This window comes from Rossellomorea aquimaris, assembly GCF_020172085.1.
In the GTDB taxonomy this organism is placed as follows: Bacteria; Bacillota; Bacilli; order Bacillales; family Bacillaceae_B; genus Rossellomorea; species Rossellomorea aquimaris_E.
In genome coordinates, this window is record NZ_JAIVAT010000003.1 from 16,316 (window position 1) to 39,474 (window position 23,159).

A 23,159-nucleotide genomic window follows, 5' to 3' on the forward strand; every position below is an offset into this window, starting at 1 on the left:
TCCGTTTTGTAAATAAGAATGATTACGATTTGTTTTGAAATTTTCATTGCACAACGATCATTCATGTGTTTAAATACATTTAGTGCTTATAAAACGAAATCGTTACGTTTTGTGGAGGGTAGTAGTAATTTTTTAAAAAGGTTCATAGTTGAGGGGGAGTATTCATGGATATTCAATCGTTACATAGCGAGTTGGGAATCAGTCCAGTCTCACGGAATATTTCGGGTGTAAGGAGAGTAGCCATAAGAATCATAACCTATGTCATTTAAATCGTAACGATTTTGATTTAAATATGGGAGGATTGTTCAGCATGAAAGTACCAGTAACAGTATTAAGCGGTTATTTAGGGTCAGGAAAGACGACATTATTAAATCATATTTTACATAATCGGGAAAATCGGAGAATTGCGGTTATTGTGAATGATATGAGTGAGGTGAATATTGATGCAGCTCTTGTCAAGAGCGGGGGTTTTACCAGGACGGAGGAAAAATTGGTGGAGCTTCAAAATGGTTGTATCTGTTGCACGTTAAGAGAAGATTTAATGATAGAAGTCAAGCGGTTGGTCGATCAGGGGGATATCGATTATATCGTCATTGAGTCCACCGGGATTTCTGAACCGATCCCAGTTGCCCAAACCTTCACGTATTTGGATGAAGAAATGGATATTGATCTTACAAGTAAAACAAGACTGGATACGATGGTGACAGTCGTGGACGCCAATCGTTTCTGGCACGACTTTGCCAGTGGAGAAACCTTGCTGGATCGTAAGCAGGCAACAGATGAGAGAGATACAAGGGAAGTAGTGGATTTGCTTATAGATCAAATTGAGTTTGCCAATGTGGTGGTGTTAAATAAGATTGATTTAGTAGAAGAAGTGGATGTCATCGAATTAACAGCTATTCTTCAAAAGCTGAACCCTGACGCAAGGATCATTCATGCTACGCACTCCAATATACCATTACACCAAGTACTGGATACCAAATTGTTCGATTTTGAAAAAGCAAGTCAGGCAGCCGGTTGGATAAAAGAATTACAAGAAGAACACACTCCTGAAACCGAGGAGTATGGTATTTCTTCCTTTGTGTATCGTCGAAAGAAACCATTTCACCCCGAACGATTCATGAGATGGATGGAGGAATGGCCTGTTGATATCGTAAGGGCAAAAGGATTCTTTTGGCTACCAACCCGAAACGACATGACCGGTTTATTATCCCAGGCAGGGCCATCGATTATCATCCAGGGAGCAGGGGAGTGGGTGGCTGCTTACCCTGAACAGGAAAGGAAAGAAATTTTGGCTGAAGAAATAGAATTAGCGGAAAAATGGGATCCGAAGTATGGCGATCGAATGAACGAAATCGTTTTTATCGGTCTAGAGATGAACAAAGAAGAAATAGAGAAGTCATTAGATCATTGTTTGTTAACGGAAAGGGAAATGGAAGAGGATTGGACTGCATTCAAAGATCCGATTCCTGCATTTATAGTAGAAGGTTAATTGAAATTCACCGTGCCATTATGTTGAAGTTGATCTTCAGTTACATAAAAATGTACGGATTTTATAAAAACATCAAAATATGAATCATAAAGTAAATCAAGAAAGAATAGAAGTAATGCAAGAGTTAAAACGGAATGATTACGTTTAGTGAGAGAGGAGGTTTTATGTTCTTTGAATAAATTAAAAAAGGTAGGACAGGACCTGACGGGTCTTTTCCTTTTTACTCTGATCATCGGATTGTTTTTAGGTGGTGAATGGATTAAAGGGTGGGTACCGGATGCTTTATTAGGAAGTTCTTTGGTTAATGTCATCACGATCTTCTTAAGCATCCTATTAGAGGCCATTCCGTTTATATTAATTGGAGTTTTTGCATCGGCACTGATACAAGTATTTGTTTCTGAGAGTTTATTGCAAAGGCTGGTTCCGAAGAGGTATCCGTACCTGGCCCTGTTCCCTGCGGTTTTAGTAGGTGCCCTGCTGCCGGTTTGTGAGTGTGCCATCGTACCAGTGGCCAGAAGGCTGATCAAGAAAGGGATGCCGACACACCTCGCCATCGTCATAATGGTGACGGCTCCGATCTTGAACCCGATCGTTCTGATTTCGACCTACTATGCGTTTCAACATAATCTTACCGTTGTGATTGGAAGAATGTTGATTGCGTTCGTCGTAGCGCTTATCATTGGGGCATTATTGTACAAGCTATTTGGCAGGCAGAATCCTCTTAAACAAAGTAGCCGCGATCATGAGCACCATCATCACGACCATGATCATGACCATTCAAGCAATAAATTAATGGAAACACTGGTTCATGCCAGTGATGAATTTTTTGATATGGGTAAATTCTTAATCATCGGTGCTTTATTGGCAGCCGTGTTTCAAACGTATATCGATCGTGAAGCCATTGTGGCATTAGGCTCCAACGATTGGGCAGGACCTGGGGTTATGATGGGGTTTGCATATGTTATGTCGCTATGCTCTGAAGCCGATGCATTCGTTGCTTCTTCATTTGGTAACCTGTTCTCAACTACGTCCCTCCTTGCGTTTCTTGTATACGGTCCGATGATCGATTTCAAAAATACTTTATTGATGCTTGCCTATTTTAAAAAGCGATTTGTCCTATTATTTATTGTAGTCGTCACCGTTACCGTTTATCTCAGTATATTGGTTACTCAATTTTGGTTATAGGGAGGGATAGTAAGTGAATTCATCCGTTCGATTTCATACGTATTTACGGGGAATTATATTACTTGGCTATGCATTACTGCTGCTTAAACTATTTTTAACCTTCAATCTTCAGTACTTCATAGCCCCGAAAATGAATGGGTATCTGTATTTTGCATTGGGAGTGTTTCTTTTATTGGGGGCCATTCAGGTCATTCGTGGAACGTCCTCGAATATGAAGAGTCATTCATGTGATTGTGAAGGACATGAGATGCCAAGAGGGGTCATGAAGTCTTTCATGATCTACACCCTGTTTGTTTTCCCTATCGTTCTTGGTTTCCTACTGCCTGATAATGTCCTCGACAGTGCTGCAGCGGCGAAAAGAGGGGTAAAGATCGGAAATACGATGTTTTCTACGCCACCAGCGATTGGAGATCAATCCGAAAATAGCGAGGAGCCAAAGAAAGATTCCAAGCAAGGTTTGCAGCCAACGCTGGATTCATATGAAGACTTCCCGGTTGAGAAAGACTTTGATAAGCTCAAAGACATTGTCAGGAGTAAAGAGAAAATCATCGTGCGGGATGAACAGTATGTTCAAACGCTCAGTATAGTAGATGAAAAGCTCGATCAGTATGTTGGAAAAGAAGTGCAACTGACAGGATTCATTTATAAAGATGAGGGCTTTGAGAAGAACCAGGCGGTCATTTCAAGATATGTTGTATCTTGCTGTGTAGCGGATGCATCTGTCTACGGTTTATTGGTTCAAGATCAGGACATGGCAGCATTGGAACCAGATACGTGGGTAAATGTAAGTGGAATCATTGATGCCGTGGATTTCAATGGTCGAACCATGCCGGTCATTACGAATCCGGTGTTTGAAAAAGTCGAACAGCCAGAGAATCCATATGTGGAAGAGTTTTATATCAAAATTGAATAGTCGATAAAAAACAGGAAGGTCCCCGATGGAATGGGTCCTCCCTGTTTTTGAATTTTATTCTTCTAGATAGGCTTGCTTTGATTTCTTCGCACTGACCCCATAAAGCTCAAACATCATACCGTAAATGAACACCGTCAAGAAAATCGAGCTGACCATGTCGAGAACGAAATGCTGTTTTACAAAAAGGGTCGACAGGATGATCAACGATCCCATGATCGGCACAAAGACAGAGTGGAATAGGTGTTTATCCCTAATGTTGAAATTGCCGAGAATGATGGCAAATGTCGTTAAGACATGGATGCTTGGAAACGCATTATACGGCTGATCATGACTGTAAATCATCCGGACGAGGTCGACAAATAAGCCGTTTCCCGCAAGTTCCGGGCGGGGGACCGTGGTCTGAAAATAAAAATAGATCACAAAACAAATCAATTCACCGATGACAATGATGCCAAGTGTTTTGAGGAACGTATGGACGTCTTTAAACCAAAAATAAAAAAGGTATCCTAAAATAAAGGCGTACCACAAAATATACGGCACAATGAACGCCGGTACGAACGGAATCCATTCGTCGAGTGTTGTAGACAGAATGACCGCTTCACGGGCATCCGTATTCAATAGTGTGTACAGATAGCCTAATGCCGGCATCACCAGCAGAAATAATAAATAGGGTAAGTCTTTTTTCTTTTCACTCATACTACACCTCTTTTTACCCGTACTCTATTCTGGATATTGTATGGGATAATCCAGTGTAAAGTTCTCATGTACGTTACTCTTTTCCCTATTATGGAAGGAGGAAAACGTGAACTTTTTAACAAGTCACCGAATTTCTCCCAGTGAAAAAAGACCCTGCCGGTAACGTTGTATCCCGGCGGGGTCTTTCTTAAAAAACATCTAAATTAAATATGTCTTAACAGCTCGTCCACAAAGATTTCTAAATATTTCTGATCTTCTTCATCAAATCTAGCTTTTTCGGGACTGTCGATATCCAGGACGCCGATCAGTTTCCCTTCCTTCACAAGAGGAATGACGATTTCCGACTGTGAGGCAGCGTCACATGCGATATGGCCAGGGAATTGATGGACATCCTCGATTCGAAGCGTCTTTTGCTCACCTGCAGAAGTACCGCATACTCCTCTTCCTAAAGGAATCCTTACACATGCAGGGAGTCCTTGGAAAGGCCCGAGTACCAGTTGATTGCTTTCTTCTTCATATAAATAAAATCCAACCCAGTTGATGCGATCCATAAATTGATTCAAAAGGGCGGAAGCATTGCTCAAATTCGCGATTTGATTTGGCTCACCTTCTAATAAAGCCTTCAATTGTTTTGTAACAAGTCCAAAGCCCTGTTCCTTTGTACCTTGATATTTTTCTGCTTGAAACACTATAAACTCCCCCAATTCTACAAAATGTGAGTTATTTCATGTCAAAATGTTTCCGCAAAGCCTCCGAGCAACAAATCCTGTCGAGAAATACTTAAAGGAAATCCATGCGAAAACACGAATTCTTTGTGTAAACAAATGATAATAGAAATATCTATTGAACCATTTTTAGCATATTTCTTCATAACCTTCAATGATTTCGTTTCTTTTTTCTGATGAAGTTTTTATATATTCACTCTCGCCACTGTTTTTTTCATTCGCCTATTATATTCGAAAGAAGGGGAAATATGAAAAAACTAGATACCTCCAAGTCGACGAAAGAGTCCATTTTTAAAGCGGCAGTGTACCTTTTTTATGATCATGGTTTTGATGGGACGTCCGTCAGGGATATTGCGAAGAGGGCGAACGTAAATCCAGCAACGATTTCCTATTATTTCAAGGGTAAGCAGGGGATATTGGAAGCGTGCTTCACCCATTTCTTCGAGCCGTATTTACGCTTTCTGCAGGAAGAGGTGGAAGCGTTGAATTATGTCAGTGCCGATCTCTGCCTGAAACGGGCGGTCTACAAAATACTGAAATTCCAAAGTGAAAATCACCAATTGGCACGTTTCATCTGGAGGGAAGTGTCTATCGATTCACAGGTTGTTCGTGAAATCATTTCTTCCTATTTAATGAAAGAAAGGCACTATATGAAACGTCTGTTTGAACAAGGAATGAAGGACCATGCATTGAAGAAACAGCCGGTGAGCTTTCTCGTGATCCAGCTTAAGTCGATGCTGACGATGCCGTTTCTTCACAGTCAGCAATTAAGGGAAGTGTGGCAGATGTTCCCGCAGGAATATTACTTTATCGATCAATATTATAAGAACATTGATCAATGGATTGATCTCCTCCTCGTATCTGAAGCGAAAGAGGTCATGAAGAAAGAGCTTATCATTTGAATGAAAAGAACTCTTCTCCGTTTGAAGAAGAGTTCTTTCACTTTATAGATCCATATCGGTTCGACCCTGATCAAGGCCGTTCGCAGTGTGAGCATCAGAACCATAGACCGTTTTGATTCCCAACGCACGGGCTTTTTTCACGATTTCCAGTGGCGGATAGGACTCACCGCAATAAGGCTTTACAAATCCTGCCCCATTATAGTCTAGCTCAAGATCTCTATCGGCCACTTCCCGAAGGATGATCGACATTTCATCCGAGAACGAATGGGAAGCTGGGTATAGCTGCTGAAATTTCTTTACAAGGGTCATGTGCCCGATTCTCTTAGGTTTAAATTCGCCTAAGTCGGCCCGAATGGATTTCAGTACCGTCTCATAATAACGTGAATAAATCGCATCAACCGACCCGTAATAACCAATCATCGAATGAAACACGTCTGGGCTGAAATCCAGGCAGTCCCACTTTCCTTCATGCTGTAAAAAATGGACAGAAAGAATGCTATCATCCATCCGAGCTCCGTAGGTTGCAAGGAATTCCTTTGTTTCATGCTCAAATCCTTCAATATAATCAACCTCAAGCCCCGAGCGGATGATGATCTTGTCTTTATATTTTTCCTTCAACATGTCCAGTGCATCGAAATAATCCGTAAGGCGGGTCAAATCCATCCCACTGTCCTGATCAGGCGTCGTATCCGAGAAACCTTCAGGCAGCGGAGCATGCTCCGTAAACGTTATGGCAGTATAACCAAGAGAAATCGACCTCTCAACATACATCTCAAAAGAATCCGTACTTCCATGCGGACAAAAAGGCGTATGAACATGCCCGTCGACTTTTATCATGAGACTTCACTTCCTTTTGCTATAAATTTATTCTGTTAAAAGGAAAACGAACAGAGACTTAATGAATTTGATAGAAAATAGACTCTCATAATACGTCTATCGATAACTAACTTAGTATTAAAGAAATCATGGATTCTAATTGAGTTGATTGAAGCGGAAGGTGCTCGACTCCTGCGGGAAAATAGAAAAGCGGAAGGGCTTTGCACAGGGGCGACAAGCATAAGACGAGTCTGCCGGAAAGGCGTTTTTTGCCTTTTTGACAGACTTGACTTATGACCTCGAGCCCCTAAGCCCTGCAGCTGGACATCTTGAAAGCAGGAGGAGGCTCACCGCCAGCCCCGCGGAAAGCGAGCACCTGCAGCGGAAATCAACCAGCACTTGCTAATAAAAAGGTGAACATTTGGCATCAAACAAAATAATCATGTCCATTTTCTTTTGAATTTGCTAAAATTGACGTTTTATCACTGAAAAATTAGAAATTAATAGTCAAAAAATGTCGTTAACATGGTATCATTATAACAATGACAAATTATTAATGAAACATTCACATTCATATAGATGTCTACTGAATAGTTGAACAGGGGGCTTAAGATGCAATACGTCATCGCTGGAATAATACTTATCTTAATCGTATTCCTTATCGGATTTATCTCTAGAAAGAAATATTACGCTGAAATTGATCGCTATGAAGCCTGGAAAATCGATATTATGAACAAACCGGTTTCAGACGAGCTTTCCAGAGTAAAGCAACTGAATATGACGGGTCAGACAGAAGAATTGTTTGACGGCTGGAGACAGGGATGGGATGAGATTGTTGCTGTGCAGCTTCCTGAGGTTGAAGAACTACTATTCGATGCAGAAGAGTACACCGATAAATTTCGATTTACTAAAACCAAAGAGGTCCTCGCCAAAATCGATCAGGTTCTGACCGAAACCGAAGAGAAGATCGAACAGATCCTGAAAGAACTGAATGAACTGGTCGGCAGTGAAGAAAAGAACCGTGAAGAAATTCAGGCTCTTCAGGAAGAATTCCGAAACAGCAAGAAGCAGCTCCTCGCGTATCGACATACATACGGTCAAACGGCTAAGCACATAGAAAATCTCCTCGATCAACTTTCTGAACAAATCAATGAATTCAATGATCTGACTGAACAGGGGAATTATCTTGATGCACGGGAAATCGTCCTTAGCCTTGCAGAGGAATTAAAAACAGTTTCCTACAAGATGGAGACAGTGCCGAAACTGATCACCGACTGTGAAAATGTCCTACCTTCCGAACTGTCCGAGCTTGAGGCTGGATATATTGAAATGAAAGATCAGGGCTATATCCTTGACCATATTGAAGTGGACAAAGAAGTGGCATCCTTAAATGAAACGCTGCAACAATTCAACAAGAATCTTGAAGAGCTTCAGGTAGAAGAAGTAGAAGCGGGCATACAGGAAATCAAAGTCAAGGTCGAGAACCTCTATGATTTACTGGAGAAAGAAGTTCATGCCAAGCATTTTGTAGAGCAATATAGAGACCAAACGACTGAAGGGCTGATCAAGGCCAAAGAAGATAATGATGACATTCAATCGGAAGTAAGTATTGTGAAACAAGGGTATCATCTTCATGATACAGACCTTAGTACGCCGAATGAGATCGATAAGAAAATCATCCAGCTTTCTAAGCGTCATGAAATGCTGATGCAAAAAGAAGAAACGAATGCTACCGCGTTTTCGAATCTGAGTGATGAGCTGAAGGAAATCAGAAATGGACTCGAAGAGCTGAATCAGCAGCAGAGTGAATTCTCCGGCTATCTGCAGAATCTCCGGAAAGATGAATTGGCCACTAGGGAGAAAATCCAGGAACTCAAGAAGAAGGTTGCGGAAGCAAGCCGCATGCTCTCAAAGAGCAATGTACCTGGATTACCGGCTGATTACAAAGATCTTCTGGATGAGGTACACCGAAAGATCGAACAGGTGAATGCGAGCCTGACGGAAAAGCCTTTAAATATGAAGTTCGTACAGGAAACATTACTAGGGGCCGAAGATACCGTCGATCATTTCTATACGAAAACAGGAGACCTGATCGAGAATGTCCTCCTATCGGAGAAAATCATTCAATACGGCAATCGCTACCGCAGCAAATACAGCTCCGTACGTGAAGGGCTTCAGACGGCTGAAGAAGCATTCCGTCAATATGATTATCGAAAAGCACTGGAAGAAGCGGCCACAACCATTGAGAAAGTGGAGCCGGGCGCTTTGAAGAAGATCGAGAAAATGATGGATCTTGAGAGTGAATGATAAATAAAAGGACTGATGTAGTTTTATCTACATCAGTCCTTTTTTTTCGTGAAGTGACGGAAATCAGCTTGCTTCGATTGTCCGTTTCGTTTGTCCTGCAAGTGCGGCAATGATGAATCCGATGATGGCCCCGATCATGGCCGGAACGATCCAACCGATTCCTTGTGTATAGAATGGCAGGAATTCTAGTGATTGACTGACAGCTGTCACATCGACGCCAGCCGTTTTGATGCCATCGATCAAACTGATCAGTCCAGTTGGGATCAATGCACCCACATAAACGAGGGAGTAGCCGTTAAATCCATTGTGCATGAACGATAGAAGAATCAAGACGATGGCCAATGGATAAATGAAGATCAACACAGGTAAAGATACCGCAATCAACTGAGTCAATCCGATGTTGGCAATGATCATACTGAATACAGAGATGATGATGACCAGTTTCGGATAAGATACTGGAAGGATCTTCGCGAAATACTGTGAACATGCAGAAACAAGTCCGACGGATGTCGTAATGCATGCAAACGTAATCGCCAGTCCAAGGATGATCGTACCCATCGATCCGAATAAATGGCTTGCTGCAGCGGAAAGAATCGCTCCACCGTTGGCTTGGGCACCGATGGAATCTGTGCTGCTTGCACCGATATAGCTTAAGGATAAATAAACAAGAGCAAGTCCGGCAGCCGCGATGAATCCAGCGATGATCGTGATGCGAGTCAAGCTGGATTTACTTGTGATGCCGCGGTCTTTAATGGAGTTGATGACCACAATCCCGAACACAAGGGCTGCGATCGTATCCATCGTAAGGTATCCATCAATGAATCCTTTGAATAATGGCCCATCCTGATACGCTTCGTGAGGTGCACCGAAATCCCCCATCGGACTAATGATACTTTTAACCACCAAGATGGTCAGGATCACAATCAGGGATGGTGTCAGGATCTTCCCGATTCGGTCCACGAGCTTAGATGGATTCATCGCAAGCCATGCCGTCAATCCAAAGAAGATGATCGTGTAAATCAGTAAAGGAGCGCCGTATTTCGCTGTCTCTTCTGGTAAGAAGGGAATAACCCCGATTTCATAGGCCACAGTACCCGTACGTGGTATTCCGAAGAACGGCCCAATTGCCAAATACATAACAATGGTAAAAATAAGTCCGAAAAGCGGATGTACCCGGTTGGCAAGGGTTTGGAGGTCACCTCCGGATTTCGCAATGGCGATGACGCCAAGTAAAGGAAGGCCTACTCCCGTTATAAGAAAGCCAAGGATCCCCGTCCATACATGTTCTCCTGCCTGCTGTCCCAGAAATGGTGGGAAAATCATATTCCCTGCGCCTAGGAATAGAGCGAAGAGCATTAATCCGATCGTTAAGATCTGGCTAAATGATAGCGCTTTCTCGTTCATATATACCCCTCCGTTTGTAATCGTTATCATAAGCAAAAGATATCGTATCATAAGTGTGTAGAAAAATGTCGAAATACTAAATAGTCTTGCAATTTAGTATATTTAAATAACTTCTGCTCTTATTTCCTTTTAGATTCTCGCAAAAATTCTGTCACTTTTCAATAATAATTTTTGGAAAATGAAAAATAATTTATTGTGAACCATTTGTTGGATTCTGTTTCTACTATAATTTATCCCCCAGCCGAAATGAATTTCATTTGGGATAGGGATGATTTATGGTAAGATTAGTGATTGAGTAAAGTCAGTGTCATGTAGAAGAAGGTGTATACGTTGATTTATTTTGATAATAGTGCGACAACCAAACCATATAAGGAAGTCCTGGACACGTTCCTAAAGGTAAACGAAAGCTATTATGCCAACCCATCTTCCATCCATTCATTCGGTGGCCGGGTGGAAAAGTTAATTCAACAATCAAGGGAGCAGGTCGCTTCTCTATTAGGTATAAAGGGAAAAGAAGTATTTTTCACCTCTGGAGGAACAGAATCAAATAATCTTGCAATAAAAGGAACGGCTCTCCAATACGGTCACAGAGGGAAACATATCATTACGACCAATATCGAGCATCCTTCCGTCATCAACGCGTTTAAGCAATTGGAAGCATTCGGGTATAGCGCGACGTATCTGGATGTGGATGACCAAGGCAAGGTCCGTCCCTCCGACGTGGAAAAAGCAATACAGGAAGATACGATCCTCGTTTCGGTCATGCAGGTCAATAATGAAATCGGAAGCGTTCAGCCCATCAGGGAAATTGCGAACATCCTTAAACAACATCCAAGGGTCCTTTTTCATGTCGATGCTGTTCAGGCATGTGGGAAAGTCCCTCTTATTCTCGACGAAAAGCTTATCGATTTATGCAGCATTTCCGCTCATAAAATCCATGGTATCAAAGGGACCGGTATGCTATTTGTAAGGGAAGGGCTTGAGCTCTCGCCAATCCTTTCTGGTGGGGAGCAGGAAGGAAACCTTCGCAGCGGTACGGAAAACACAGGTGGGATCGTATCCTTTGCAAAGGCACTCAGGATGCATACAGAAGAAAGTAAACAGAAGTTGGTTATAATGGAAGAAAACCAACAATTTCTTAGGAGAGAATTGGAGAAAATCGAGGGTGTGACGATTCATACACCAATAAATGATCATGCTCCACACATCTTGAATTTTTCAGTTCGGGATTTTAAAGGCGAAGTGTTGATCCATGCCCTGGATCGTCATGGGGTGTATGTCTCGACAACAAGTGCCTGCTCATCAAAGCAAAGTAAACCGAGTCAGACGCTTTTATCCATGGGAGTACCGGACAGCCTTGCAAGCAATTCCATCCGGATCAGCCTGTCGTTCCATAATACAATAGAAGAATGCAGAGAATTTATTATATTACTCAAAAATGAAATAGATTTATTACAACACACAATGAGGAGATCAAGATGAAATATAATCGCATACTCGTAAGATATGGTGAAATTTCAACCAAAGGACGAAACCGTAAAATGTTCACGGCCAAGCTTCGTGAAAACATACTTCAAGCATTAAAGGATTTCCCGACGATTTCCGTTTCAGCGAGCAGGGATCGCCTTCATATCCAATTGGGAGACGAAAACGGGGAGGAGATCATTCCGAGACTCCAGAAGATCTTCGGAATCCAGTCATTCAGCCCTGTCGTGAAAGTCCCTCAGGACATAGAGGAAATCAAGAAAGCGGGACTGGCCCTCGTCGAAAAGAGCTTTTCACCCGGAACAACCTTTAAAGTCTCTGCCCGTAGAGCCGATAAAAAGTTTGAACTGGATACCAATGAACTGAATTATGAGGTTGGATCCTACATTCTTCGCAACCTGGACGGACTCAAGGTGGACGTGAAGAATCCCGATATCCAGCTCAATGTAGAAGTAAGAAAAGAGGGAGTCTATCTTTCCTCTGAAATTTACCAGGGATCCACCGGGATGCCAGTCGGTGCCAGCGGGAAAGCGATGCTTATGCTTTCTGGAGGAATCGACAGCCCCGTAGCCGGTTACCTTACGATGAAAAGGGGAGTGGAAATCGAAGCGGTCCATTTCCACAGCCCGCCATTTACAAGTGAACGGGCAAAACAAAAGGTCATCGATCTTTCGAAGAAGCTGTCTGCTTTTAGTGGAAAAGTGAAGCTGCACATCGTCCCGTTTACGAAGGTGCAACAAACGATCCATGATCAGGTCCCGGAAAATTACACCATGACGTCGACGAGACGAATGATGCTGCAGATCGCGGACGCCATTCGTGAGAAGAATGAAGGACGCGCGCTGATCACCGGCGAAAGCCTCGGTCAGGTGGCAAGTCAAACCCTTGAAAGCATGGAAGCAATCAACGCTGTCACCAATACACCCGTATTAAGACCGCTCATTGCCATGGACAAACTGGAAATCATCGATATCGCCCAAAGAATCGATACCCATGACATTTCCATTCTTCCATACGAAGATTGCTGTACGATCTTCACACCGCCGGCTCCAAAAACGAGACCAAAAAAAGAAAAAGTGGAGTATTATGAAAGCTTCGTTGATTTCGAATCTCTACTTAAAGAAGCAGTAGACGGTACAGAAACGATCACAATCGACGGTTCAACGGGTTCAGAGTCAGAAAAAACCTTTGACGAATTACTCTAAAAATTTAGGATAATTTACCAACGATATTCCTTGTATGAAGCCATGTGTTTTTACACATTCTATATTCAACAAGGAGGTGAAAACACATGGCAAACAACAGTTCAAATCAATTAGTAGCTCCAGGAGCTCAACAAGCAATCGACCAAATGAAATACGAAATCGCTTCTGAATTCGGAGTACAACTTGGTCCAGATGCAACAGCACGCGCTAACGGTTCTGTAGGTGGTGAAATCACTAAACGTTTAGTTCAAATGGCTGAACAACAAATCGGTGGCGGATACTCTAAATAATTAAATACAATGGCTACAAAGGAGCGGGATTCCCGCTCCTTTTCTATTTTTTATACAAAATACTTTAAAGCAGCGAGTAGTGGTTGATTTCCGCTGCAGGTGCTCGCTTTCCGCGGAGCGTGCGTTGATCCTCCTTGGACTAGCACCTTCCGCTCCAATCAACTTTCCAAGTGTATTCTTATACTCACTCCAATTACATCATTTTTAGAGATTGAAGTGATCTGTGTTAGCTACTTGTACTAATGCTTTTTTCTTTATTGTTTTTTTTAAAAAGCTGAAAATAATTGCACCATACCCATATAGATATGCTCCCTTTGTCGAATAAACTCACATTTTGAAGGTAATCGAATATAACCAAACAATTTAAAAAATTTAAATTGTTTTGTATAATAGAGAAGAATCGACAAACAAGGGGGAGTCAGAAGTGAAGAGGGAAGAATTGATTGCACCGGAAAAATACAATCTGGTAGAGGAAGTAGAGAAGTTTGCAAGCGATCAAGAGAAGCTTGCAATCAAATGGGAGAATGAAGAAGGAAATAAAGAAGACATTACATATGCGCAATTATTGAAAAATGTAAATAAAGTTGGAAACGTTTTCTCGGGGGCGGGCCTTGAAAAGGGAGATGTCATCCTTGTCATGGTTCCACGTCTGATCGAGGCGTACGCCGTATATCTGGCCGCATTAAAATCCGGGCTCGTGGTGATTCCTAGCTCTGAAATGCTTCGTACGAAAGATCTGGAATACCGCATCGACCATGGAGACGTAAAGGGGATCGTAGCTTATTCGCCATTCGTAGAACAGTTCGAGAACGTAAGGGGTATGGAAAACCTGAAGAAGTTCGTAGTGGGTGAAAAACAGGAGGGCTGGATTGCGATTCAAGAAGAGATGAAATCCGCTTCTGACGTATTATCCTTTGCTGATACAAAACGTGATGACATGGCGTTCCTTTCTTACACATCAGGAACGACGGGGAATCCCAAAGGAGTTGTACATACCCACGGATGGGCATACGCTCATTTAAGAACAGCAGCTCGTGAGTGGTTATGCATTGAAGAAGGTGACACAGTATGGGCGACGGCAGGTCCTGGCTGGCAGAAGTGGATCTGGAGTCCTTTCCTGTCTGTCCTTGGTTCAGGAGCTACCGGGCTTGTCTATCAAGGGAAGTTCGACCCTAATAAATACCTTCAGATGCTTCAGGATAATCAAGTCAATGTTCTGTGCTGCACCCCGACGGAGTATCGTCTGATGGCAAAAGTGGATAACCTGGGAACTTATAACCTTGATCACCTGCACAGCGCCGTTTCGGCAGGAGAGCCGTTAAACAGGGAAGTCATCGATGCATTCCAGCGACATTTCCAGATCGAAGTCCGTGATGGATACGGGCAAACCGAAAACACGCTCCTTGTTGGAATTATGAAGGGCATGGAACTGAAGCCGGGATCCATGGGGAAACCGACACCAGGAAACCGTGTTGAAATCATCAATGAGGAAGGCTATCCATGTGAAGTCGGTGAAGTAGGGGACATCGCGGTTCACGTAGAAACACCTGCCCTGTTCAAAAATTACTATAAAGATCCTGAACGCACGGCCATGCAGTTCAGGGGAGATTATTATATTACTGGAGACAAAGCTAAGAAGGATGAAGACGGCTACTTCTGGTTCGAAGGCCGCGGAGATGACATCATCATCAGCTCAGGTTACACGATCGGACCATTCGAAGTGGAAGATGCACTGGTCAAGCATCCATCCGTACAGGAATGTGCCGTTGTTGGAAGCCCTGATGAAGTAAGGGGATTGATCGTAAAGGCATTCGTCGTATTGCGCGAAGATGTGGATCAAGGAGATCCCGAACTGATCCCTTCCCTTCAAGAGCATGTGAAAAGCTTGACGGCACCTTATAAATATCCGCGTAAGATTGAATTTGTGAAGGAACTGCCGAAAACGACGTCCGGTAAGATTAGAAGGATCGAGCTGAGACAAAAGGAATTAAGTTCAGTGAAAAACTGATCACCGATAGGGAGCCTATAAGGCTCTCTATTTTTATGGTTTTTTCCATTTCAGAATTTTTCTATAATATGATACATTTGAGCAATAGACTTTTATGAAAGAAGGAAATGCATCATGGGTACTTTATGGAAAAACGGAACCATCTATACAATGCAGCAAGAAGGTCATCAAGTGGAAGCGGTCTATACGGAAAATGGCCATATCAAAGGATTAGGCACTTCTGATGAATTGGAGCAGAAGTTTACGATTGATACAGTGGTGGATCTAGATCAGAAAGTGATGTTCCCTGGATTTGTCGATAGTCACATGCATCTGATCGGGCACGGTGAAACGTTGATGAGGCTGGATCTTTCCAGTATGAACAGCAAGCGTGAAGTACTGGACGCTATTACGGAAAAAGCTGATGGACTGGAAAAGGGGAAATGGATCATTGGGGAAGGCTGGAATGAAAACCTGTGGAGTGATGCGGCCGTATTGACGAAACAGGAGATTGACGCAGTCGTCCCGAATCATCCGGTTCTATTGAAGCGGATCTGTCGCCATGCCATGGTCGTAAACTCGCTGGCACTGATGAATGCCGGAATCGATGAACACACTGCGAATCCTGCAGGGGGGCTAATCGAAAAACATGATGACGGGACGCTCAATGGATTATTAAAGGATAAGGCACAGGACCTGATGATCGATGCCCTGCCGCCCATCTCATCCGAGTATCTCGTCGAAGCCCTGACAAAAGGGATCGAAAGCTGCTGGGAACATGGATTGGTCGGTGGCCACACCGAGGATTTGAGTTACTACGGAAACTTCAAGAAAACGTATAATGCTTTTCTTGAAACCGTCAGCGATAAGAAGTTCAGGGCCCATCTCCTTGTCCATCATGCAGTGATTGAAGATTGGAAGGAAGATGGCCATCACTTCCTTGGAGGAAATGAATTCATTGAATTCGGTGCCATGAAAATTTTCGCAGACGGAGCTTTAGGTGGCAGAACGGCGCTCCTGAGCTATCCGTATGCCGATGATCCAAGTACGCACGGTGTCAGCATCCACACAAACGAAAGGCTTCTGGAACTTGTGAAAAAGGCAAGAAAGTACGAATTGCCGATCGCGGTCCATACAATCGGGGATCAAGCCTTTGAAAATGTTGTGGGTGCAATACTAGAGGCGCCATCCGTTCATAATAGACGCGACCGTCTCATCCATGCCCAGATCCTTCGTAAAGAATTGATTGAGAAAATCAAAGGGCTGCCACTCATCCTTGATATCCAACCGAGATTTGTGGCGTCGGATTTCCCATGGGTGATCGACCGGTTAGGGAAAGAAAATATGAGGTTTAACTACGCATGGAAAACCCTCCTGGAAGAAGGGATCCCATGCGCCGGCGGATCGGATGCACCAATCGAACCGATCAACCCGCTATGGGGCATTCATGCAGCCGTCACTCGTACCAACCCGCTGGATCCTGAGAAAACCGAGTATAGACCTGAGGAAAAGCTCACCATGTATGAAGCAATATCCCTTTTTACAAAGGGAAGCGCGTATGCCTGTCACCACGAAGACGATCGTGGAGAAATCAAAGAAGGCTACACGGCCGACTTTACCGTATTGGATATCGATCCATTCCAAGTGGAAGAGGATCAATTACTCGGCAAAGTCGTCGACATGACCATTGTGGACGAAACCATCGTATATAAAAAATAAATAATCGTTGCCCCCAAAACTATTCACCGATATAATGGAGTTATTTCGGAAATAGAAATAGTTTTGGGGGTGTTTTTTTATGAAGCAAGATCAAGCCGGAATCCTGTATACGGCCTTTTCCTATTTTCTGTGGGGGATCCTGCCGATCTATTGGAAATGGCTGAATCATGTATCGGCAGATGAAATCCTCGCCAATCGCATCTTCTGGTCATTCTGGTTCATGCTTCTCTTCTTGTTTGTCAGCAAGCGTTGGAAGGACTTTACGGGCTATTTAAAAACATCTCTGACCAAAAAGAAGCAGCTGTTCGCCCTGCTGCTTGCTTCATTATTGATCAGTACGAACTGGTTCATCTATATATGGGCCGTGAATACAAACCAGATGGTCGAAGCAAGTCTAGGTTACTATATTAATCCTCTAGTCAGCGTCCTGTTGGGCGTATTCATCCTGAAGGAAAGCCTGTCCAAGGCTCAAATCGTTTCATTCGGATTAGCAGCCATCGGGGTTCTGATCCTGACGATTTCATACGGCGAATTCCCCTGGATTGCCATCGGACTCGCCTTCTCATTCGGACTATACGGCTTAGCCAAAAAGCTCATCCAGGTAGAATCATCCATCGGACTCACACTCGAAACGATGACCATCGCGCCTGTATCACTCATCTACCTTGGCTACATGTACAATGAAGGAACCCTTTCCCTGTTCCATGTATCGGGAGGGACGGACCTCTTACTCATGGGAGCAGGGGCTGCAACGGCGATCCCATTATTGTTCTTTTCAAAAGGCGCCCAGCAGATTCCTTTATATATGGTGGGCTTCTTACAATACATCGCACCGACGATCACCTTGATCCTCGGCATTTGGATGTATCACGAAGAGTTTTCGATGACCCATCTCGTTTCATTCATGTTTATCTGGCTGGCATTGACGATCTTTACCGTTTCGCGGGTGCAGTATGCGAGGAAGCGGAGAAGAGAGGCGAGGTTGTCGGCATAATGAAGAACGCTCCAGTTTTAGAACTGGAGCGCTTTTTTGGTGTGGGATTTAATGGGAGATGGTGGAAGTGGCACGAGTTTCGGTCAGACTGGCACAAGTTTGGTGGAAAGTGGCACGAGTTTGGCGTTAAGTGGCACAAGTTTGATCGAAAGTGGCACAACAAAAGATTAAAGTACCGCAACACTCATTCAAAGTGCCGCAACAATAAGCCGAAGTGCCGCAACATCAGTCCAAAGTGCCGCAAAACCCGTTCAAACTGCCGCAATCCAACCCAAATTCAGCACATACTTACTCATTCACAACCTCCAATCCCCTCAAAACCTATAAAAACGAACGCTTCACTTTTTCCCAGAACGAGTTATCCTTCAATTTCACCGTTTTAATAATCTTATCACTCAATTTGGCTTCGACTTTTTCCACGTGCTGAATGCTTAACGCTTCATTGTCCATTCCCATTGCAGGATAATCGTTTCCGTCTTGGACGATCTTCAAAACCAGGCGGCGCTGACCGCTCACGATGAAGGAAGACCCAAGGGTACGATAACGGTTATTGTTCAGGGAAGCCATTTCGCTCACCTGAATGCAAGGGAGCATCGGATCGACGACGGCACCGTTGACGGATTTATTGTAAGCGGTGCTTCCCGTCGGGGTGGCGAAGATCATGCCGTCGCCTCTGAATGTTTCGAAATGTTTGTCGTCGATGAAGACGTCCATGACGAAGGTCTTGATGATACCGGAGCGGATGCTGAATTCATTCAGGCAGTGAAAGGATGTCTGATTATCGACGGTCACTTCGATGGTCGGATATTTGCGTACTTCGATCTGCTCGGTTGTCATGGCTTCGATCATCTTGGATATGTCATTAATATGGAAGTCACAGTACATACTCAAGGTGCCGCCTGTTGAAATGCCCGCATACAGGCAGTCTTGTCTGAAACCGGTTTGACGGACGGCCTGCAGGAAGGTTCCGTCGCCTCCGATACTGACAATGATATTAGCGGTTTTTGGAGATTCGACAATATTGAAATCATAACGCCTTGCCAATTCAAACAATTGATCGAGTTTTGTCTGCATCCCTTCTTGATGCAGTGCATAGAAATAAATATTTCGACGGTTACTCATAGTATGTACCTCCCAGATAGATAAAAGATAATTTTTCCAATTTCCATCAAGTTTTGCTAGAATCTAACTTAGTGAATATTCTATCATGTTTACGCGTGAGAATGATATTCATATCCTTACATAAGATAGGGTAAACAAGGGAGGAATATACAGATGAATGCAAAAAGGTGGACGGCATTAGGAATCGCTGGTGGATTATTCTTTGTTTCAGTAATCGTCAACTTTGCGACCTCTGCTGTGACAGGTGATGTAAATCAAGCATTTGAAGACATGTTCGGAGGGACGGACACCCCTTTCTCTGAAAAAATCATCGATGAAGGAAATGCGAACAAACGGATCGCGGTCCTTGAAGTGGAAGGTGTCATCCAGGATACGGGCGGGGCAAGTTCCTTATTTGAAAGCCCGGGTTATAACCATGAGCTTTTTATGGATAAGCTCGATGCCGTTGAAAAAGACAAATCTGTTAAAGGGATCATTTTGAAAGTGAATTCCCCAGGTGGCGGCGTGGTGGAAAGTGCACAAATCCACTCGAAGCTGGTCGAGATCATGGAAAAGACGAAGAAGCCGATCTATGTATCAATGGGCGGCACGGCAGCTTCCGGAGGCTATTACATATCGGCACCGGCTACAAAGATCTTCGCCAGTAAAGAAACGCTGACAGGTTCTCTTGGTGTGATCATGCATAGCATCAACTACTCGGAACTTGCTGAGAAATACGGAGTTGATTTTGTCACGATCAAGAGTGGACCGTATAAAGATATCATGAGTCCAACCCGTAAAATGACCGACGAAGAACGGAAGATCATTCAATCGATGATCGACAATTCCTACGAAGGCTTCGTGGATGTCATTGCGAAAGGCCGTGATATGTCGGAAGCGGATGTCAAGAAGATCGCAGACGGACGTGTGTATGATGGGATCCAGGCGAAGGAAGTCAATTTGATTGATGAATTCGGTTATGTGGAAGATACCATCGCCGCAATGAAGAAGGATTATAAGCTAAAAGATGCACAAGTATTTGAATATAGTGCAGGTGACCCTTTCTCTGAGTTCTTCAGTATGGGTGCAAAAAAAATGATGGGTCAGGATATGGAAGCAGCGGCACTGATGAAGCTTCTTTCGCATCCGAATTCTCCACGATTGATGTATCTATACTCTGAATAAGGAAGGTGAATGAAGTGAGTGAAAGCTTTGAACAAAACGAAACACGGGAACATATAGAAGTCCAGTCGCCTTCACCTGACTATTCAGGCACAATTCCGCGTGACGGCTATTACCTGGCAGGATTCTGGATCCGCTTCTGGGCCTATCTTGTGGATCTGATCGTCATCGGAAGCATAACGCGACTGATCGTGAATCCGATTTTTAAACTATTGGACATTTCCTTATCCGACGGCTCGATGTTTGCCCCGATCTCCATTTTGACGAGCATCGTATTCTACGGGTATTTCGTTTTAATGACGAAATTCTTCAGTCAGACGATCGGGAAAATGGTGTTTGGCATCCGGGTCATTCAGCTGAATGGAGCAAAACCCTCATGGGGAACCATCCTGTTCAGGGAACTGATCGGCAGGTTCATCTCCACGACCGTCTTTATTTTATACGTGGTCGTGGCGTTTACGAATAAGAAGCAAGGAATCCATGATTTGTTTGCGGATACCACTGTGGTTCAGGAAAAGAAGAAGCTGGAGTTTACTCCGGCTGTGTAAGGAAGAGAAGCAAACCTGCTGATGAGGCGGGTTTGTTTTTTTACCTTTATGTGGAAAAAGACGCCATTACGTGGTGGAATGACGCAATTAATGAAATAATGACGCAAACAAGGGACGAAATGACGCAATTAATCAAAAAACGACGCAATCACCACCCAAAATGACGCAATCCTCCTCAGGACCCTGCCCCAAGAACCACTTTTCACTGCAAATTCCACCCCACCAAGTTTATTTTCCCCCACAAAGGCCATAATAAGAGGTTGAAGGGTGTGAATTTATGAGCTGGTGGATTTGGACGTTAATCATTATTGCGGCACTTATTATTTTTCTATTATTCATTCTTATTATCACGAAGCTGACCATCACGATTTCCTTATACCATGGAAATGATAATGATCATTTCAAGGTGAAGCTGAGGGCCTGGTTCGGTTTGATCAAATATACCATCGACATTCCGCTAGTGAAGCTTGATGATGATGGCCCGAATGTTGTCGTCGAACAAGAGACGAAGAAAGGGAACGAGAGCAATCCTTCCAAGGAAAAGGCTTCCAAAAAGAAAATTACGCCCCATGATTTTATTGCGAGTTTAAATGATACAAAGGAAGTCGTTCTTCACGTCCAGTCCATGCACCGGATCATCAGGGGCTTTCTTAAGAAAGTCAAGTTGGACCATGTCCATTGGAAGACTCTATTTGGCAGTGGGGATGCAGCATCGACGGGGGCGTTAACCGGGATGATCTGGGGAATGAAAGGGAGCATCATCGGAATCTTAAGCGGGTATATGCGCCTTCAATCCATGCCTGTCATCGAAGTGACACCGACGTTTCAGCATGCGGTAATTCAAACGCAATTTTCATGTATTATCCAGTTTCGCATAGGGAATGCTATCCTAGTAGGTTTAAAGATACTTCGGTACTGGAGAGGCGGCAGGGCCAGGTTTAAAACAAAGCCCCTTTCCACCATTTCTGGAGAAAAACATTCAGTTTAACTAGGAGGTCTTCACATGTCAGAACATCCGATTGAAGGTCTGATGACCACGGCAATGGAAAATTTAAAAGAAATGATCGACGTGAATACGATCATCGGTGATCCCGTTGAAACACCCGATGGAAGCGTCATCCTGACCGTTTCAAAGGTAGGATTTGGATTTGCTGCAGGTGGTAGTGAATTTATCATCGACGGTAAAAGTAAGGACGACAGCGGCAAAGGCGGAGATGGAGGCAATGGCGGAAGCAATCAATCTTCCCAGAAGCAGCAGCCGTTTGGCGGAGGTAGCGGGGGCGGTGTCTCCATTACGCCGATCGCGTTCCTGATCGTCAGCTCGAAAGGAATCAAAATGCTTCATTTAGATGAAAGCACTCACTTGATTGATCGCCTGCTGGACCTGGCTCCAGGTGCCATTGAGAAGATTCAGGGCATGATGAAAAAGGACGACAACAAGCAGGATAACAACGGTCAACACAATCAAAATCATAAGCTGGATCTATAAAGGATAAGGAGCTTACTCGTCATGAGTGAGCTCATCTTTTTTTGTAGAAGTGACCCCTATGATTTGCTTTCCCCCTGACTTTTTCTGTACTATGAAAATGTACATACTATTTATAGAGGAGGAACAAATAATGGCAAATATCACGTTTAAGAACAACCCTGTCACTCTTTTAGGTAATGAGGTAAAAGTAGGGGACAAAGCACCCAACTTCACAGTATTAGCTAATGATCTATCAGAAGTCACACTGAATGATTCCAAGGGCAAGGTACGTTTAATCAGTGTCGTTCCTTCGATCGATACAGGTGTTTGTGATGCACAGACACGTAAATTCAATGAAGAAGCAACGAAATTTGATAATGTAGAAGTATTGACGATTTCAGTGGACCTTCCATTCGCTCAAAAGCGCTGGTGCGGAGCGAACGGAATCGAAAATGTCCAAACGTTATCCGATCACCGCGACCTTTCATTCGGTGAAGCATTCGGCGTACACATCCAGGAGCTTCGTCTTCTTGCACGTGCTGTATTCGTTGTAAACAGCAATGATGAAGTAACTTATGTGGAATATGTAAGTGAAGCAACAAACCACCCGGATTACGATGCTGCCGTTGAAGCGGTGAAAAACGCGAAATAATCCTGTCCAATCAGAATATTTCTCACGACATGCTGACCTGACTTTCCCATGGTCAGCATTGTTTTTTTTACAAACACAAGGGACAACG

General features: G+C 43.6%; 21 protein-coding genes. 16 read left to right on the forward strand and 5 right to left on the reverse strand.

Annotation, left to right across the window (positions count from 1 at the left end; translation table 11 throughout):
• Window positions 1-310: 310 nt before the first annotated feature.
• The 3 genes from LCL96_RS00685 to LCL96_RS00695 all read left to right on the forward strand — a co-directional run bounded on the left by LCL96_RS00685 (window position 311) and on the right by LCL96_RS00695 (window position 3,590).
• A complete protein-coding gene (locus tag LCL96_RS00685; protein ID WP_224939582.1) occupies window positions 311-1,492 on the forward strand; it encodes a GTP-binding protein in 1,182 nt (393 codons plus the stop codon).
• Between the two features lie 171 nt (window positions 1,493-1,663).
• Window positions 1,664-2,677, forward strand: a complete 1,014-nt coding sequence (locus LCL96_RS00690) for a permease (RefSeq protein WP_224939583.1) — start codon at window positions 1,664-1,666, stop codon at window positions 2,675-2,677.
• A gap of 13 nt (window positions 2,678-2,690) precedes the next feature.
• A complete protein-coding gene (locus tag LCL96_RS00695; RefSeq protein WP_224939584.1) occupies window positions 2,691-3,590 on the forward strand; it encodes a TIGR03943 family putative permease subunit in 900 nt (299 codons plus the stop codon).
• A gap of 54 nt (window positions 3,591-3,644) precedes the next feature.
• On the opposite strand, the gene LCL96_RS00700 is transcribed toward LCL96_RS00695, so the two are convergent.
• Both LCL96_RS00700 and LCL96_RS00705 read right to left on the reverse strand, forming a co-directional pair.
• Window positions 3,645-4,286, reverse strand: coding sequence for a phosphatase PAP2 family protein (locus tag LCL96_RS00700; protein ID WP_224939585.1), 642 nt, complete (start codon window positions 4,284-4,286; stop codon window positions 3,645-3,647).
• Between the two features lie 203 nt (window positions 4,287-4,489).
• Window positions 4,490-4,975 (reverse strand): GAF domain-containing protein, encoded by a 486-nt coding sequence (locus LCL96_RS00705; RefSeq protein ID WP_224939586.1) that lies wholly within the window; start codon window positions 4,973-4,975, stop codon window positions 4,490-4,492.
• Window positions 4,976-5,259: 284 nt separating this feature from the next.
• Between LCL96_RS00705 and refZ the strand changes: the two genes are divergently transcribed.
• Window positions 5,260-5,913 (forward strand): forespore capture DNA-binding protein RefZ, encoded by a 654-nt coding sequence (gene refZ, locus LCL96_RS00710; protein WP_224939587.1) that lies wholly within the window; start codon window positions 5,260-5,262, stop codon window positions 5,911-5,913.
• 42 nt (window positions 5,914-5,955) lie between these two features.
• Here the strand turns inward: refZ and hisJ are convergent, their stop codons facing one another.
• Window positions 5,956-6,750: a histidinol-phosphatase HisJ gene (gene hisJ, locus LCL96_RS00715; RefSeq protein WP_224939588.1), complete on the reverse strand. Its 795-nt coding sequence runs from the start codon at window positions 6,748-6,750 to the stop codon at window positions 5,956-5,958.
• A gap of 591 nt (window positions 6,751-7,341) precedes the next feature.
• On the opposite strand from hisJ, the gene ezrA reads away from it, so the two are divergent.
• Window positions 7,342-9,036, forward strand: a complete 1,695-nt coding sequence (gene ezrA / locus LCL96_RS00720) for a septation ring formation regulator EzrA (protein WP_224939589.1) — start codon at window positions 7,342-7,344, stop codon at window positions 9,034-9,036.
• 63 nt (window positions 9,037-9,099) lie between these two features.
• Here ezrA and brnQ read toward each other — a convergent pair whose 3' ends face one another.
• On the reverse strand, window positions 9,100-10,440 hold the full coding sequence (brnQ, locus tag LCL96_RS00725; protein WP_224939590.1) for a branched-chain amino acid transport system II carrier protein: 1,341 nt from the start codon (window positions 10,438-10,440) through the stop codon (window positions 9,100-9,102).
• A 330-nt stretch (window positions 10,441-10,770) separates the two neighbouring features.
• On the opposite strand from brnQ, the gene LCL96_RS00730 reads away from it, so the two are divergent.
• The 6 genes from LCL96_RS00730 (at window position 10,771) to rarD (ending at window position 18,120) form a co-directional block, all read left to right on the forward strand.
• Entirely contained in the window at window positions 10,771-11,922 is a 1,152-nt protein-coding gene (locus tag LCL96_RS00730; protein ID WP_224939591.1) for a cysteine desulfurase family protein, read from the forward strand.
• Window positions 11,919-13,130: a tRNA uracil 4-sulfurtransferase ThiI gene (gene thiI, locus LCL96_RS00735; RefSeq protein WP_224939592.1), complete on the forward strand. Its 1,212-nt coding sequence runs from the start codon at window positions 11,919-11,921 to the stop codon at window positions 13,128-13,130. Before LCL96_RS00730 ends, thiI begins: the two co-directional genes overlap by 4 nt.
• 86 nt (window positions 13,131-13,216) lie before the next feature.
• Window positions 13,217-13,420, forward strand: a complete 204-nt coding sequence (locus LCL96_RS00740) for an alpha/beta-type small acid-soluble spore protein (protein ID WP_034765764.1) — start codon at window positions 13,217-13,219, stop codon at window positions 13,418-13,420.
• A gap of 424 nt (window positions 13,421-13,844) precedes the next feature.
• Entirely contained in the window at window positions 13,845-15,428 is a 1,584-nt protein-coding gene (gene mbcS / locus LCL96_RS00745) for an acyl-CoA synthetase MbcS (RefSeq protein ID WP_224939593.1), read from the forward strand.
• A gap of 114 nt (window positions 15,429-15,542) precedes the next feature.
• Window positions 15,543-17,126: an amidohydrolase gene (locus LCL96_RS00750; protein WP_224939594.1), complete on the forward strand. Its 1,584-nt coding sequence runs from the start codon at window positions 15,543-15,545 to the stop codon at window positions 17,124-17,126.
• A gap of 79 nt (window positions 17,127-17,205) precedes the next feature.
• Window positions 17,206-18,120, forward strand: coding sequence for an EamA family transporter RarD (rarD, locus tag LCL96_RS00755; protein ID WP_224939595.1), 915 nt, complete (start codon window positions 17,206-17,208; stop codon window positions 18,118-18,120).
• 321 nt (window positions 18,121-18,441) lie between these two features.
• On the opposite strand, the gene LCL96_RS00760 is transcribed toward rarD, so the two are convergent.
• Entirely contained in the window at window positions 18,442-19,242 is an 801-nt protein-coding gene (locus LCL96_RS00760) for an NAD kinase (protein ID WP_224939596.1), read from the reverse strand.
• A gap of 153 nt (window positions 19,243-19,395) precedes the next feature.
• Here LCL96_RS00760 and sppA point away from each other — a divergent pair, with 153 nt between their 5' ends.
• From sppA to tpx, 5 genes are all read left to right on the forward strand, one after another.
• The gene (gene sppA, locus LCL96_RS00765; RefSeq protein ID WP_224939597.1) at window positions 19,396-20,406 is read left to right on the forward strand and encodes a signal peptide peptidase SppA; all 1,011 of its coding nucleotides are present in this window, start codon (window positions 19,396-19,398) and stop codon (window positions 20,404-20,406) included.
• Between the two features lie 5 nt (window positions 20,407-20,411).
• On the forward strand, window positions 20,412-20,951 hold the full coding sequence (locus LCL96_RS00770) for an RDD family protein (protein ID WP_412103506.1): 540 nt from the start codon (window positions 20,412-20,414) through the stop codon (window positions 20,949-20,951).
• A 277-nt stretch (window positions 20,952-21,228) separates the two neighbouring features.
• On the forward strand, window positions 21,229-21,939 hold the full coding sequence (locus tag LCL96_RS00775; RefSeq protein ID WP_224939598.1) for a DUF2953 domain-containing protein: 711 nt from the start codon (window positions 21,229-21,231) through the stop codon (window positions 21,937-21,939).
• Window positions 21,940-21,954: 15 nt separating this feature from the next.
• Complete coding sequence (ytfJ, locus tag LCL96_RS00780) at window positions 21,955-22,440, forward strand: GerW family sporulation protein (RefSeq protein WP_224939599.1); 486 nt, start codon at window positions 21,955-21,957, stop codon at window positions 22,438-22,440.
• Between the two features lie 130 nt (window positions 22,441-22,570).
• Window positions 22,571-23,071 carry a thiol peroxidase gene (gene tpx, locus LCL96_RS00785; RefSeq protein WP_148996118.1) on the forward strand — a complete coding sequence of 167 codons (501 nt, stop codon included), beginning with the start codon at window positions 22,571-22,573 and terminating at the stop codon, window positions 23,069-23,071.
• Window positions 23,072-23,159 lie beyond the last annotated feature (88 nt).